The organism is Pluralibacter gergoviae ATCC 33028 = NBRC 105706 (genome assembly GCF_001598855.1).
GTDB classification, from domain to species: Bacteria; Pseudomonadota; Gammaproteobacteria; order Enterobacterales; family Enterobacteriaceae; genus Pluralibacter; species Pluralibacter gergoviae.
In genome coordinates this window covers 303,018-317,763 of sequence record NZ_BCZS01000002.1, presented here as the reverse complement: position 1 = coordinate 317,763, position 14,746 = coordinate 303,018, and the positions used below count along the sequence as shown (strand labels likewise).

Below are 14,746 nucleotides of genomic sequence, written 5' to 3'. Positions count from 1 at the left end.
ACTTATTTTATCTGTAGGGTTTTCTCATCAAGGGTGAGCACCTGGTTTACGCTATCGAATGACACCCCTGGTGAAGGCGGCAACGCAGGCGATAGCACGGCGCGGACCAAACAGCCCAGCCAGTGCGTTCCCGGTTGAAGCGTGGTGCTCAGACAGGGGATCTCCCCCGGTGCTGCATACAAAATATTGCTGTTCGGCGGCGTCGTGACGCTGAGCGGCTGGCGGTCGGCCAGCAGGTCGGCTATCTGGCAGCTGCCGGAGGTAGTATTTAGCGTAATGCCGTGCGCCGTCTGATGTACGCTCAGACTATGGTGGCGGTTAACGGCGAATCCTCCTTCTGTACAATCAAGCGGACGCGGGGTTTCAACCCGATGAATACGCACGTGGCCCTGCTCGTGGGCAATCAGCCACGTGGTGACCACAACGTCTTTCCAGGGACGCCAGACGCTGCGGATCGCGCTACCGCTCATCGTCACCGACTCGCAGTCGCGGCGTCCGCGCCAGTAGCCGTCCTGTTCGCTGAACATCAGCGTTGAATCGCAGGCGACGTGGTTCAGGCCGTAGAGACCGCGTTCGACGGTAAAGCCGAAATGGCTTGAGTAGGCGAATTTGCAGTACTTGGCGTCAAAATTAACGAAGTTATTCCGGTCATACTGCCCGGACATCACCATCCAGACGTGGCGATTTTCCTCGGCGTGAACGATGATCTGCCCCGCTTCGGGGACCGGATGGACGGTCTCCAGCGCAGGCAGCGCCGCCGCCTCGCACTGCCAGAACTCGCTTTCCGCAGGCAGGGCAAGGATCAGCAGCGCCTTACCGGCCCAGTAGGGCGATCCCGGCGCGTTGTAGTCTTCGGTCATCACCAGATTCGGATAGGTGTAGCCGAGGCTGAACAGGCCGTCGCGGCTGATAAAGGGCTGCTCAAGCCACCAGTCGAGATGACGCAGGATCAGCCCCTTGAGCACCGGCATGGGGAAGACGTCCAGCCCGGTAAAGGCGGCGGCGCTCCAGAACGCCACCTGCACGAAACGGTAGATCAGGCTGCGGCCAAAAGGCACGGCGCTGCCCCCGGCGGTAAAGTAGTGCACGTAATCCTGGGCAAACTGGCGGGCACGCTGGCGGTAGCAGAGCGCCCGCGCCGGATCGATGTCCTGCATAAAGTGGGCGTAGAGCAGGCTGTAGAAATGAAAGGCGCTGGAGATGTAGTAGTCGCGCGGCTTACCGTGGCCGTCGCAGTACCAGCCGTTGCCCAGCCAGAAAGATTCAAGGGCGTTAAGGTGATGGTCAATCACCGCCATGTCGTAACGGCAGCCCGCGCACTTGAGGCCGACCTGCACCAGCACCGGAAAGAAGTGCCAGTTGTTGTCCGGCATGCTGACGTCGGTGCTCTGATTGAGCCAGCGCTGCAGATTTTGCTGCTCATCCGCGCTGAGCGCGGACCACAGGCCGGCACCGGGCATGGACAGCGCGATGCCGAAGGCCGCCATCTCAACCAGGCGCTGATCGTTATCCGCCAGATCGCCCCAGTAGTCCGGAGAGTGGGGATCGGTACCGCGGCGAATGCCGTCAACGAAGGTATCGCGCAGTTGCCCGGCCTCGCCGCCGCCGAGCAGCGGTACCAGGATCCACAGCAGGCGTATAAAGCCCTCCATACCCGCGACGTCGGCCGGGTAGGTCGCCGCCGTTTCACCGGCGTTAAGCCGCGTGTTTCCCCGGGTGAGCCAGGGCAGCGCGTCGGTTAACCACCGTTCGGCAATCTGGCAATACTCTTCTCTTGTCCGCATTTTGAAACCCCGTTTCATTCCTTGTTGCGGATATATGATAGGGAGTCCATCGGTAACGTAAATGTGACAATCGTCGTATTTCTAAACTAACCACGCGATGATGAACAACATTTCAGGCCGATCTGGCGTTAAAGTTTCACTCCGGTGATAAAAATTTAAGTTTGTTAACCTTGCGGGTCCGTTCATGAGCAACCGAAGCCCTCAGGCGGCCGACGGCAGCTACCTGGAAAAAATCAGCCTCAACGACAAGTCGATCTATTTCAACCGCATGAAAAACATGCCGGCCAACTACTACCACTGGCACCAGTGCGTGGAGATCCTCTCTATTTCTCAGGGAGTCGGCGTGGCGCTGATGGAGAATCAGCAGTACACCGTCAAGCCCGGTCGGGTGTTTATTTTTCCGCCGGGTAAAATCCACAAAGTGTTTGTCGAGCAGGATGAGCACAACCTCTACCACCGCACGACCCTGCACTTTGACCGGCTCGTTATCGAACAGTACCTGCGCGATTTTCCGCGCCAGCAGATGCTGCTGCACCATCTGTGCGGCCACGGCGAGAGGGCGCGGGTCTTCGACGTTGAGGCGGAGCAGCCGATGATCGAGGCGCTGCTCGCGCGCTTTGAAACGCTGAGCAAAAGCGATTCCTTCAGCATCAGCGACAGCGCGTTTCTGATCATGCAGCTGCTCAGCCTGCTGCCCCACCAGGAGGTCGTCCGGGGGCACAACACCTTTTCGGCCTCGGTCATCCGCTGGATCGAGAGCCACTTTCACGAACGCTGCTCGCTGGAGGAGATCGCCCGCGAGATGGGCTGTTCGCGGGGCCACACCTCCCGGCGCTTTCACAGCGAAACCGGCGGCACCATTCAGGAGTACCTGATGATGCGGCGCATTCGCCAGGCCTGCGATCTGCTGCTGCATACGCCGCTCTCCGTGCGGGAGATCGCAGAACGGGTCGGTTTCCCTGAATATGCCTGGTTTATTACCTGCTTTCGCAAAAATATGGGCAAAACCCCGCTACAATATCGGAAAGCGTATGCGCCTGTCTGACGCTGAACGACAGGCATATCAAAGGGTTAAACTCATGAGTCGTAAGATACTCGTTGCCATGTTGTCGGATAAGAATCAGGCCTACGATGTGAGCCAGGCGCTAAAGGCGCTATCGAGAGACGCCGACAGCCCCTTCGTGATCCACGCCGGGGCGGCGCTGTATAAAAATGCCAGCGGCGCGCTTGAGGTTCTGAAAGAGAAAGACAGGCCGCTGCTGGGCACCGTCAGCAGCGCGGCTATCGGCGGCCTTATCGGCCTGCTGGCGGGCCCGGCGGGGGCGTTTACCGGCGCTTCGCTCGGCGCGCTGCTGGGCGCGTTTCGCGATGCCTTTGACGGCGCCCTCGACGGCGGCGTTATCCAGTCGCTGCTGGCAAACGTTGGGACCGGCAGCGCGCTGGTGATTGTCGACGTCGACGAGGAGACCCCTCAGGCGGTCGACGCGCTGGTCCGCGCCTGCGGCGGCACGCTGCTGCGGCCGCAGGCTGACTGACCGTTAGATATCCTCCAGATCCACGCCGCGGGTTTTCGGCCCGAAAATACCGATGGTCAGCATCACGATAAGCATACTCACTACGATAAAGGCGATGGCGCTGCTTGCGCCGCTGTACTGCAGGATAAGCCCAATGATGATGCTGCTGAACACCGTCGACAGGCGGCTGAAGGAGTAGCAAAAGCCGACCGCCCTGGCGCGGATGTGGGTCGGAAACACCTCCGACTGATAGGAGTGGTAGCTGTAGGTCAGCCAGGCGTTAGACCAGGTGATGAAAAAGCCGCACAGAATGAGCCAGGCGGGATTGCTCTGCATGGCGAACAGCGTGCCAAATACCACCGTTGTCAGGCAGGAGAGTACGATCTGCCATTTGTTTTCCATCCGGTCGGCGTAGCGGCTGCAGATAAGCGCGCCTAATGGATAGGCCAGGGTAATAAAGAAGGCGTACAGCAGGCTGTGGGTCACCGACGCCCCCTTGCCCGACAGCAGCGCGGGCAGCCAGTTACCGAAGCCAAAAAAGCCGATGGCCTGAAAGAAGTTCATCACCACCAGCATCATCGTCCGCCCGCGGTAGCGCGGAGACCAGATATCTTTAAAGCGGCCGCGGACCGGCTCAAGCGAGGCGGCCTCGCTGCTGGCCGGGAAATCGGCGGCGGCGCTGACGCCGCAGCGCCGCTCCATCTCTGCCATCACCTGCCGGGTCTCCTGAAAGCGCCGCTGCTGCAGCAGCCAGCGGGGAGATTCGGGCAGCCCCTTGCGCACTACCCAGATGATAAGCGACGCCACGGCGCCAATAATCACCACGTAGCGCCAGCCGCTGAGGCCAAAAATCGTCTGCGGCACCAGCCACCACGACATCAGGGCCACCGCCGGCACCGACAAAAACTGGATAAAGAAAGCAAAGGCGAAGGCGCGGGTGCGCAGGTGCGCGGGCACCCATTCGGAAAGATAGGTATCAATTGTCACCAGCTCCACGCCGAGGCCGATGCCGACCATAAAGCGCAGGAAAATCACCCACTCGGCCTGGTGCTGAAAGGCCATCAGCAGCGAAAACAGCCCGTACCAGAGCAGAGCGTACATAAAGGTCGCCCGCCGCCCGATCCTGTCGGCCCACGGGCTCAGCAGGCTGGCGCCGACAAACAGGCCCAGAAAGGTCGCCGAGGCAAACGCCGCCTGGTCCGCAACGCCGAACACGCCCGCGGCGCCGAGGTGAAAAATACCGTCGGCCACCAGCCCGCCGCTGATATAGCCGGTCTGAAAGAGATCGTACAGTTCAAAAAAGCCGCCCAGCGACAGCAGAATAATAAATTTCCACAGCCCTGCCGACGCCGGAAGGGCGTCAATTCTTGCCGCCAGATCCTGTTGCTGAAAAGGCCGATGGACGGTCTCCGCGCCATTGCCGGCGGCCACATACTCACTCATTACCAACCCCTGTTTCGTTTTTTTATTAGAACCAACATGCTAGAGGGAAACGCGCGGTTTTAAATTTTTAATTAGGCAGGCAGGTGCAAAAAATAAGCATAAAAAACTAGCGCTGATAAATATTGGCGCAGAACTCTCAAATTTATTGATGTTGTTATTAAATGACGCAGTAAAAATTTGAACGTCATTATTTTCCGCCAGCAGAATGTCACGCCGGAACTTTACGGAGATATTTTAATTATTAAAAGAATGCGGGAAATAAAGGCATGAAGTGTGGGGATATTACGTAAAGGCAGGAATCCTTTCCTGCCGGATCGCGCGGAATTAGTTCTTCTTTGCTTCTTCCTGAGCGCGAACGAAGCTCTGAATCAGGTTGGAGTATGGCGCGATGTGCGGCCCCAGAATACCGGCAAAGCCTTCCATGTCGTTACGCCAGTCGCGCTGCAGCTCACCAGCGGCGGCGAACCAGGTCAGGATCTGCGCGCCTGCGGCCTGCATTCTGTCCAGCGCAGCCTGACGGGAGATTTCATCGAAAGTCGCGGAAGCGTCAGCAATAACAAAGACTTCATAGCCTTCAGCCAGCGCGGACAGGGTCGGGAACGCCACGCAGACTTCGGTTACGACGCCGGCGATGATCAGCTGTTTCTTGCCGGTTGCCTTTACGGCTTTGACGAAGTCTTCGTTGTCCCAGGCGTTGATCTGACCCGGGCGGGCGATGAACGGCGCGTCCGGGAAAAGCTCAACCAGTTCAGGCACGATAGGACCGTTCGGGCCGTTTTCGAAACTGGTGGTCAGTACAACCGGCAGATTGAAGAACTTGGCCAGGTGGCCGAGGCCGATAACGCGGTTTTTCAACTGGTCGGGGTTGAAGTCACGGGTAATGTTGATCAGGCCAGACTGATGGTCAACAAGCAGTACGGCGGCGTTGTCTTTATCAAGACGTACATAAGGCTTAGTCATTTTATTTCCTCTGGTTGAAATAGAGATGGGACTTGTTAATTGGACCCATAATTCGGTCCGCAACATTAAATACAGCATAGCTCATTACCATCATAGCCATATCAGGGTAGTGGTTATTTTTGAGAATGCCAAATTAATGAGTGGGTATAGTCAACAAGCCTCACCTTGTCAAATAATGAAAGGCACAATGATAAGCATATAATTCACAAGCTTATTTTGCAGTATTAATTTCATTATCAAAAAAGTAAGTGCTGACGATAACGTACATTGAATAAAAATTAAAGCCTGAGAGTTATATTTCGCATCGAGTTTTGTAATGATTTGTAGGAGGCAGGTTTTCCCTGTTAATAGCGAGGTTATTTGCAGGCAAGTGGCCGGGCAGCCTTTAATACATAAATAAAAGTGAATAATAATATCGCCATAATTAAGCAAAGCGATCGATTCGTGGGGGGCCCTGAGCCCCCCACGAACTGTCCGCTACTTACGATGCCAGTAGGCCTGGGAGCGAACCAGATGCGGATTAATGGCGTCGGTGACAAAACCGTCCACCACATTTTTCACCACGCTGCCCTCTCCGGTCATCCAGATAAAGTAATCCTCCGCCGGTACGCTAACCGCCGCCAGCGCCCGGACAATGGCCGCTTCATCGTGGCCGACTATCCACGTAATCGCAAACCCGCAGTCGGCGAGATAGTCCTGACACGCCGCGTCGGCAACGGTGACGATCGCTTTCACTTCAGGACGAACTGACAGCTTCTGCAGCCCCTCAAGGCGGCGGCGCAGCGCCGGCATGCCGGACTCATCGCAGACGTACAGCTGCCAGGCGTAATCTTCCGGCACCACCAGCGATCCGCGCGGCCCGGCGATGGTCAGCGTATCGCCGACCTTTGCCCCCATCGCCCAGTCGCTGGCCACGCCGCCGTCGTGAATAAAGAAGTCGTAGGTCAACTCCCCGCGGGCGGCATCGAACAGCGGCGTATAGTCGCGGCTGGCCGGGCGCGGGCCGTCGGCCCAGACAATACCTTCGTCCGTGACCTCCGGCGGCGTGAAGCGCACGCCCGGCTGCGGGAAGAATAGCTTGGTGTGATCGTCAAAACCCTGCGAGGTAAAGCCTTCCAGCGCCTCGCCGCCCAGTACGATGCGCTGGAATCCGCTGCCCGCGCGCTCCACCCGCAGCACGGTAAGTTCGCGAAAGCGCAGTTCGTTGCGCACGCGCTGGGGATATTTTGTTTGCTGTTGACTCGTTGCCATGGAAAGACCTCGCACAATAAATAGATATATCTAAAACTGATGAGAATGATAATGATTGCTATCTGTACAGAAAGCAAGTTTTTTTTGATATAGCGCAGGCAATGACAGACATTATCAATAAATGATTAAATATCAACTAATTATAAACTCAATTCTTAATTATTTGCCTCTCTTCCACTTTTAGATATAGATTAGATATATCTATATAAGAGAGTTTTCCCATGAAACAGCATGACGTAACCGCCGACCGCCACGGCTCCCGCCGCCAGCGCTTCTTTGGACACGGAGAGCTGCGGCTGGTGCTGCTGGAGCTTCTCAACCGTCGCGCCAGCCACGGCTATGAGCTGATTAAAGAGATAGAGGGCCTGACCCACGGCCACTACAGCCCCAGTCCCGGCGTTATCTATCCGACGCTCGAACTGCTGCAGGATCAGGCGCTGGTGACCATTGACGTTGGAGAGGGCGGGCGCAAGCGCATCGCCATCAGCGAAGAGGGGCGCCGGGTGCTGGACGAGAACCGCCCGCAGCTTGACCTGATAGCCCAGCGCCTGCAGGCAAAGCAGGTTGGCCACGCGCTGCGCAAGGATCCGCAGATGAAGCGGGCGCTGGAGAATTTTAAAGCCGTACTCGATCTGCGAATCAACCACCGCCCCATCGACGACGCACAGCTAAAAAAAATCATCACCATCATCGATCGGGCCGCAATGGCCATTTCCCGCCTGGAGTGATGCACCGTATATTCTGCTGATGCCTCATCCTGGTGCATTTGCGCACCAGAATGAGGCAAACCGTTCAAAATAGTGAACGTCCCCCGCTAGCGGCTGCAGGAGTAAACACGCAGCAGAATGTTCTCAAAATGATAAAATACTGTGTCTTGATGTTTCATCCTGGCGTTTATCCCGATTTTATCGCCCCCCTTCTCACTGGCGTAAACCCTGCAATACTTAAATCAGTATCATGTGATACGCGATGGCAAGGAGAATATTTTGAACAGGTTACCTTCCAGCGCCTCGGCGTTAGCCTGCAGCGCACACGCACTGAACCTCATTGAAAAGCGCGAGCTTGACCATGATGAGATGAAAGCCCTCAATCAGGAGGTGCGAGAGTACTTTAAAGAACATGTGAATCCGGGGTTTCTTGAGTATCGCAAATCTGTAACCGCCGGCGGGGATTACGGAGCCGTAGAATGGCAGGCGGGAGGTCTCAATACGCTTGTCGACACCCAGGGGCAGGAGTTCCTTGACTGCCTGGGTGGCTTCGGCATCTTTAACGTGGGGCACCGTAATCCAGCAGTGGTATCCGCCGTACAGAATCAGCTCAATAAACAACCGCTTCACAGCCAGGAAATGCTTGACCCGCTGCGGGCCATGCTGGCTAAGACCCTGGCGGCGCTGACGCCCGGCAAACTGAAGTACAGCTTCTTTTGCAACAGCGGCACCGAATCGGTTGAGGCGGCGCTGAAGCTGGCGAAAGCCTACCAGGCTCCGCGCGGTAAATTTACCTTCGTTGCCACCAGCGGCGCGTTCCACGGCAAATCGCTGGGCGCCCTGTCGGCCACCGCCAAATCCACCTTCCGCAAGCCGTTTATGCCGCTGCTGCCGGGCTTCCGCCACGTGCCGTTTGGCGATATCAGCGCCATGCGCAGCGTGCTGAGCGAATGTAAGAAGACCGGCGATGACGTCGCGGCGGTGATCCTTGAGCCTATTCAGGGTGAAGGCGGCGTGATCCTGCCGCCGCAGGGCTATCTCCCCGCAGTGCGTAAGCTGTGCGACGAGTTCGGCGCCCTGCTGATTTTCGACGAGGTGCAGACCGGCATGGGCCGTACCGGCAAAATGTTCGCCTGCGAACACGAAAACGTCCATCCGGACATCCTGTGCCTGGCGAAGGCGCTCGGCGGCGGCGTAATGCCGATTGGCGCCACGGTGGCGACGGAAGAGGTGTTCTCGGTGCTGTTCGATAACCCGTTCCTGCACACCACCACCTTCGGCGGCAACCCGCTGGCCTGTGCGGCGGCGCTGGCGACCATCAACCTGCTGCTGGAAGAAAATTTGCCCGCCCAGGCGGAGCAGAAAGGCGACATGCTGCTGGACGGCTTCCGCCAGTTGGCGCGCGAATACCCGGATCTTATCCAGGAAGCGCGCGGCAAGGGGATGCTGATGGCGATAGAGTTTGTTGATAACGAAATCGGCTATACCTTCGCGAGCGAAATGTTCCGCCAGAAGGTGCTGGTTGCCGGTACGCTCAACAATGCCAAAACCATCCGCGTTGAACCGCCGCTGACGCTGACCATCGAGCAGTGTGAACAGGTGCTGAAAGCCGCGCGCACCGCGCTGGCCGCCCTCAGGGTCTCCGTGGAGCAGGCCTGAAGATAGTCGTCTGAAAGCCCGGTGATAGCCACTATCGCCGGGCTTTGTTTTTTTATCGCTCAAGGACCGCCATGCCTAAGAACCTTTTTCAGGGACTCTGCGCCTTCCCGCTGACCCCGCTGCGCGACCAGTACATTGATGAAGCCGCCTTTACGGCGCTGCTGGCCAGGCTTACCGATGCCGGGGTAGATGCCCTGGGCGTACTCGGCTCAACCGGCAGCTACGCCTACCTGACCCGCGAAGAGCGGGCCCGCATTACCCGCCTCGCGGTGGAGAACGCCGGCGACACGCCGGTGATGGTCAGCATCGGCGCTCTGCGCCTTGATGACATCCTGTACCTGGCCGACGACGCCCAGCGCGCGGGGGTCAGCGGGGTGATGCTCGCGCCGGTCAGCTACCAGACGCCGACCCAGGACGAAGCCTTTCGCCTTTACGAGCGCGTTACTGCCGCCCTCTCCGTTCCGCTGTGCGTCTATGAAAACGTCCCGACCACCGGGTTTACCTTCAGCGACGAGCTGCTTACCCAGGTCGCGCGCCTGCCCGGCATCGGCGCGGTCAAGCTCAACCGCCTCCCGGCGGATAAAGCCGGGTTTGCCGCCGAATTACGTACGCGCCTGCCTGCAGGCGTCGCGCTCGGCGTCAGCGGCGACAGGCAGTCCCCCGCCGCGCTGGAGGCCGGATTTGACGTCTGGTTTTCGGTACTCGGCGGGCTGTTTCCCCGGGTCTGTCTGGCGATGACGCGGGCCGCCCGGCGCGGCGATCCGCGCGGTGAAGAGGCGCTGGCGCCGCTGTGGGCGCTGTTTGATGCCCACGGCAGCCTGCGGGTGGTGGCCGCCGCCGCGGAGATCATGGGCGTCGCCGCCGCGCCCGCCCTACCGTTCCCGCTGCAGGCCATCGGCGGTGAAGATCGCCGCGCGCTGGAAACCTTTCTGGCGACGGGACTGCTAAGTTAGGTGGCACGGCAGGCTTCCCGGAGCCTGCTTGTATTTAACGTCTCTTGCCCGCTCTCCAGACCGCCGCAGCGTAAGGCAGCGTCTCACAACCCTCTTTCACTAAAAATGAAACATAGTTTTAATTATTCACTTTGCGTGATTACGATCACTGTACAGAGACCCTGCGTTTGTTATGTTCTTTCGGCCACTGAGGGTTAAACGACAGGCCGCTGCGCGCCATCAGCACATCACCGGCGGTAATTTTTTAAATTAACAATAACGACGAATACCATTGACTGGAGTCAGAATGTCTTTTCTTACGCTGTTTTCTCTGCAAGATAAAGTTGCCCTGGTGACGGGCGCATCCTACGGCATCGGTTTTGAGATTGCGAAAGCGCTCAGCGGCGCAGGCGCGACCATCGTCTTTAATGACGTGGTAGAAGAGAATCTGCATAAAGGGCTGGGGGCCTACCGCGAAGCGGGAATTCATGCCCGCGGCTATCTCTTCGATATTACCGACGAGCAGGCGGTGGCTGAGCACATCAGGCGCATTGAAGAGGAAGTCGGCGTGATTGATATCCTGGTCAATAACGCCGGCATCATTCAGCGTAAACCGATGTTAGAAACCACGGCGGCCGATTACCGCAAAATCATTGATATTGACCTTACCGGGCAGTTCATCATGGCAAAGGCCGTCCTGCCGTCGATGATTAAAAAGGGCCACGGCAAGATTATCAATATCTGCTCGATGATGAGCGAGCTGGGCCGCGAAACCGTGGTCGGCTACGCCTCCGCCAAGGGCGGCCTGAAGATGCTGACCAAAAATATCTGCGCTGAATTCGGCGGGCAAAACATTCAGTGTAACGGCATCGGCCCCGGCTATATCGCCACCCCGCAGACCGCTCCCCTGCGCGAACCGCAGGCCGACGGCAGCCGCCATCCGTTCGATCAGTTTATCGTCTCCAAAACGCCCGCCGGGCGCTGGGGCAATCCTGACGATCTCGCCGGGGCGGCGATCTTCCTCGCCTCAGACGCCTCGAATTTCGTCAACGGCCACGTCATGTACGTTGACGGCGGCATTCTGGCCTATATTGGCAAGCAGCCGTAAGACCTTCAGCGCCACGCCCCGCGGGTGGCGCTGCCCCTCAGCGTTAATCTTTGACTCCCATCACAATCACCGCACGCCCCTTTTCCCTTTTGCCGCGCGATCGCTACAGTAAACTCATCGGACCACATAACAATTATTTTACATACCGGAAGAGAGAATGATGAGCTATCCGTCGCTGTTTGCCCCCCTCGACCTGGGGTTTACCACCCTGAAAAATCGCGTGCTGATGGGCTCGATGCACACCGGACTTGAGGAGCGTCCGGACGGTACGGCGCGGCTGGCGGCCTTTTACGCCGAGCGCGCCCGCCACGGCGTGGCGCTGATTGTCACCGGCGGCGTGGCGCCCGCGCTTTCCGGCGTGACGATGGCGGGCGGCGCGGTGCTCAACGACGCCAGCCAGCTGGCGCACCACCGCCCGGTCACCGACGCGGTGCACCAGGCCGGCGGCAAAATCGCCCTGCAGATCCTGCATACCGGCCGCTACAGCTACCAGCCCAATCCGGTGGCGCCCTCCGCGATCCAGGCGCCGATTAACCGCTTTGCGCCCCAGGCCCTGAGCGATGAGGAGATCGTGACGCTGATTGACGACTTCGCCCGCTGCGCCCGGCTGGCGCAGGAGGCGGGCTACGACGGCGTGGAGGTGATGGGCTCGGAGGGCTACCTGATTAACGAATTTCTCGCCGCGCGCACCAACCGGCGCGAAGACCGCTGGGGCGGCAGCTGGGCCAACCGCATGCGCTTTGCCGTTGAGGTAGTGCGCGCCGTGCGCAGCCGCGTCGGCGAAGAGTTCATTATTATCTACCGCCTGTCGATGCTCGATCTGGTGGAGGGCGGCGGCGATTTTGACCAGGTGGTGGAGCTGGCGCAGGCGATTGAAGCCGCGGGCGCCACCCTTATCAATACCGGCATCGGCTGGCACGAAGCGCGGGTGCCGACCATCGCCACGGCGGTGCCGCGCGGCGCGTTCAGCTGGGTGACCCGCAAGCTAAAGGGCCATGTCTCAATACCGCTTATTACCACTAACCGCATCAACGATCCGCAGGTGGCCGACGATATTCTCACCCGCGGCGATGCCGATATGGTGTCGATGGCGCGGCCGTTTCTCGCCGATCCCGAGCTGCTCTCCAAGGCGCAGAGCGGCCGCGCCGACGAGATCAACACCTGCATCGGCTGCAACCAGGCCTGCCTGGACCAGGTTTTTGCCGGAAAAGTGACCTCCTGCCTGGTCAACCCCCGCGCCTGCCACGAAACCAAAATGCCGCTGCGGGCGGCGGCGCGCAAAAAGGCGCTGGCGGTGGTCGGCGCCGGACCGGCGGGGCTGGCGTTCGCCGTCAACGCGGCGACGCGCGGCCACGCCGTGACGCTGTTCGACGCTGCCGCAGAAATAGGCGGCCAGTTTAATATCGCCAAGCAGATCCCCGGCAAAGAGGAGTTCTATGAAACCCTGCGCTACTTCCGCCGTATGCTGGAGCTGACCGGCGTCGAACTGCGGCTCGGCCAGCGGGTCGGCGCGGAAGATCTGGCCGCCTTCGACGAGACTGTTCTCGCCACCGGCATTGAGCCTCGCCTGCCCGCCATTGAGGGCATTACGCATCCGAAGGTGCTGACCTATCTCGATGTGCTGCGTGATAAAAAGCCGGTCGGCGAGCGGGTGGCGATTATCGGCTGCGGCGGCATCGGCTTCGATACCGCGATGTACCTGAGCCAGTCGGGGGACGCCACCCGCCAGAATATCGCCGAGTTTTGCGCCGAGTGGGGGATTGATACCAGCCTGCGGCAGCCGGGCGGCCTGCGGCCCGGGGGCGCGCAGCAGCCGAAAAGCCCGCGCCAGATAGTGATGCTGCAGCGCAAGGCCAGCAAACCCGGCGACGGACTGGGGAAAACCACCGGCTGGATCCACCGCACTACCCTGCTGGCGCGCGGCGTGAAAATGATCCCGGCGGTCAGCTATCAGAAGATCGACGACGCCGGCCTGCACGTATTCATTGACGGCGAGCCTCAGCTGCTGGCGGTGGATAACGTCATCCTCTGCGCGGGCCAGGAGCCGAGGCGCGAGCTGGCGGAGCCGCTGCGCGCCGCCGGCAGGCCGCTGCACCTGATCGGCGGCTGCGATGTGGCCGCCGAGCTGGACGCCCGGCGGGCGATTGCCCAGGGCACCCGGCTGGCGCTGGAGATTTAATCGCGGCGGCTGGCCTGCTCAATCCTGCCGCGCAGGGAGCGCGCGCAAACGATAGCCGCTGCTTAAATAATCGCTTGATCGTCGCCGCTGGCTGCGTATAATCGCCGTCGATTTGCCGGGAGGAAGTATGGTCAATAGCGTTCGACATTCTGTCTTACCGCGTCTGAAAGCAGACGCCGGCCTGCCGTTTTTCTTTCCGCTGCATTCCCAAATTCTTAAGCCCCTTTTTAAAAGGGGCTTTTTTTTGCCCTGGCGTCAGGAGATAGACATGGCTAATCCGCTGTATCACAAACACATCATCTCAATAAACGATCTCAGCCGCGAAGACCTTGAACTGGTGCTGGCTACGGCCGCAAAACTGAAAGCTAACCCGCAGCCGGAGCTGCTTAAGCATAAGGTCATTGCCAGCTGCTTCTTTGAGGCATCGACCCGCACCCGCCTGTCGTTTGAGACCTCCATGCACCGCCTCGGCGCAAGCGTGGTCGGTTTCTCCGACAGCGCCAACACGTCGCTTGGCAAAAAAGGCGAGACCCTGGCCGACACCATCTCTGTTATCAGCACCTACGTGGACGCCATCGTGATGCGTCACCCGCAGGAGGGCGCCTCGCGCCTGGCGACCGAGTTTTCCGGCGGCGTGCCGGTGCTCAACGCCGGCGACGGCTCCAACCAGCATCCGACCCAGACGCTGCTGGATCTGTTTACCATTCAGGAAACTCAGGGGCGGCTGGAAAACCTCAACGTGGCGATGGTCGGCGACCTGAAATATGGCCGCACCGTCCACTCCCTGACCCAGGCGCTGGCGAAATTTAACGGCAACCGCTTCTACTTTATCGCCCCGGACGCGCTGGCGATGCCGCAGTACATCCTCGATATGCTCGACGAGAAGGGCATCGCCTGGAGCCTGCACGGTTCGTTTGATGAGGTGATGGGCGAAGTGGATATTCTTTACATGACCCGGGTGCAGAAAGAGCGCCTGGATCCGTCCGAGTACGCCAACGTCAAAGCGCAGTTCGTCCTGCGCGCCGCCGATCTGGAAGGCGCGCGCGGCAACATGAAGGTGCTGCACCCGCTGCCGCGCATCGACGAGATCACCACCGATGTCGATAAGACGCCGCACGCCTGGTACTTCCAGCAGGCGGGCAACGGCATCTTCGCCCGCCAGGCGCTCCTGGCACTGGTTCTTAACCGCGATCTGGCTCTGTAAGGGGG

General features: G+C 59.3%; 12 protein-coding genes and 1 pseudogene. 9 read left to right on the top strand and 4 right to left on the bottom strand.

The features are described 5' to 3' along the window. Positions 1–2 precede the first annotated feature (2 nt). Positions 3–1,784, bottom strand: coding sequence for a DUF2264 domain-containing protein (locus ENGE1_RS03890; protein WP_053075603.1), 1,782 nt, complete (start codon positions 1,782–1,784; stop codon positions 3–5). 184 nt (positions 1,785–1,968) lie between these two features. On the opposite strand from ENGE1_RS03890, the gene ENGE1_RS03885 reads away from it, so the two are divergent. Continuing rightward, positions 1,969–2,829 carry an AraC family transcriptional regulator gene (locus ENGE1_RS03885; protein ID WP_043086262.1) on the top strand — a complete coding sequence of 287 codons (861 nt, stop codon included), beginning with the start codon at positions 1,969–1,971 and terminating at the stop codon, positions 2,827–2,829. Between the two features lie 34 nt (positions 2,830–2,863). Continuing rightward, entirely contained in the window at positions 2,864–3,319 is a 456-nt protein-coding gene (locus tag ENGE1_RS03880; protein ID WP_162268880.1) for a DUF1269 domain-containing protein, read from the top strand. Positions 3,320–3,322: 3 nt separating this feature from the next. On the opposite strand, the gene ENGE1_RS03875 is transcribed toward ENGE1_RS03880, so the two are convergent. The 3 genes from ENGE1_RS03875 to ENGE1_RS03865 all read right to left on the bottom strand — a co-directional run bounded on the left by ENGE1_RS03875 (position 3,323) and on the right by ENGE1_RS03865 (position 6,952). Then, the gene (locus ENGE1_RS03875; RefSeq protein ID WP_048254346.1) at positions 3,323–4,741 is read right to left on the bottom strand and encodes an MFS transporter; all 1,419 of its coding nucleotides are present in this window, start codon (positions 4,739–4,741) and stop codon (positions 3,323–3,325) included. Between the two features lie 324 nt (positions 4,742–5,065). Further along, positions 5,066–5,701, bottom strand: coding sequence for an isochorismate family cysteine hydrolase YcaC (gene ycaC / locus ENGE1_RS03870; RefSeq protein ID WP_043080677.1), 636 nt, complete (start codon positions 5,699–5,701; stop codon positions 5,066–5,068). Between the two features lie 477 nt (positions 5,702–6,178). Next, positions 6,179–6,952, bottom strand: coding sequence for a siderophore-interacting protein (locus tag ENGE1_RS03865; RefSeq protein WP_048254347.1), 774 nt, complete (start codon positions 6,950–6,952; stop codon positions 6,179–6,181). A 221-nt stretch (positions 6,953–7,173) separates the two neighbouring features. Between ENGE1_RS03865 and ENGE1_RS03860 the strand changes: the two genes are divergently transcribed. The 7 genes and pseudogenes from ENGE1_RS03860 (at position 7,174) to pyrB (ending at position 14,741) form a co-directional block, all read left to right on the top strand. Further along, positions 7,174–7,680, top strand: a complete 507-nt coding sequence (locus ENGE1_RS03860; protein WP_048254348.1) for a PadR family transcriptional regulator — start codon at positions 7,174–7,176, stop codon at positions 7,678–7,680. A 258-nt stretch (positions 7,681–7,938) separates the two neighbouring features. Then, positions 7,939–9,318: a putrescine aminotransferase gene (gene ygjG, locus ENGE1_RS03855; protein WP_169804719.1), complete on the top strand. Its 1,380-nt coding sequence runs from the start codon at positions 7,939–7,941 to the stop codon at positions 9,316–9,318. 71 nt (positions 9,319–9,389) lie between these two features. Continuing rightward, entirely contained in the window at positions 9,390–10,271 is an 882-nt protein-coding gene (locus ENGE1_RS03850; RefSeq protein WP_048254350.1) for a dihydrodipicolinate synthase family protein, read from the top strand. Positions 10,272–10,557: 286 nt separating this feature from the next. Then, positions 10,558–11,358 (top strand): gluconate 5-dehydrogenase, encoded by an 801-nt coding sequence (locus ENGE1_RS03845; RefSeq protein WP_048273255.1) that lies wholly within the window; start codon positions 10,558–10,560, stop codon positions 11,356–11,358. A gap of 157 nt (positions 11,359–11,515) precedes the next feature. Further along, on the top strand, positions 11,516–13,537 hold the full coding sequence (locus ENGE1_RS03840) for an NADPH-dependent 2,4-dienoyl-CoA reductase (protein WP_048254353.1): 2,022 nt from the start codon (positions 11,516–11,518) through the stop codon (positions 13,535–13,537). A 127-nt stretch (positions 13,538–13,664) separates the two neighbouring features. After that, a pseudogene (locus tag ENGE1_RS29465) lies at positions 13,665–13,775 on the top strand (pyrBI operon leader peptide); the annotation flags it as partial. 30 nt (positions 13,776–13,805) lie between these two features. Next, on the top strand, positions 13,806–14,741 hold the full coding sequence (gene pyrB, locus ENGE1_RS03835; RefSeq protein ID WP_043080684.1) for an aspartate carbamoyltransferase: 936 nt from the start codon (positions 13,806–13,808) through the stop codon (positions 14,739–14,741). The last annotated feature ends 5 nt before the right edge of the window (positions 14,742–14,746 follow it).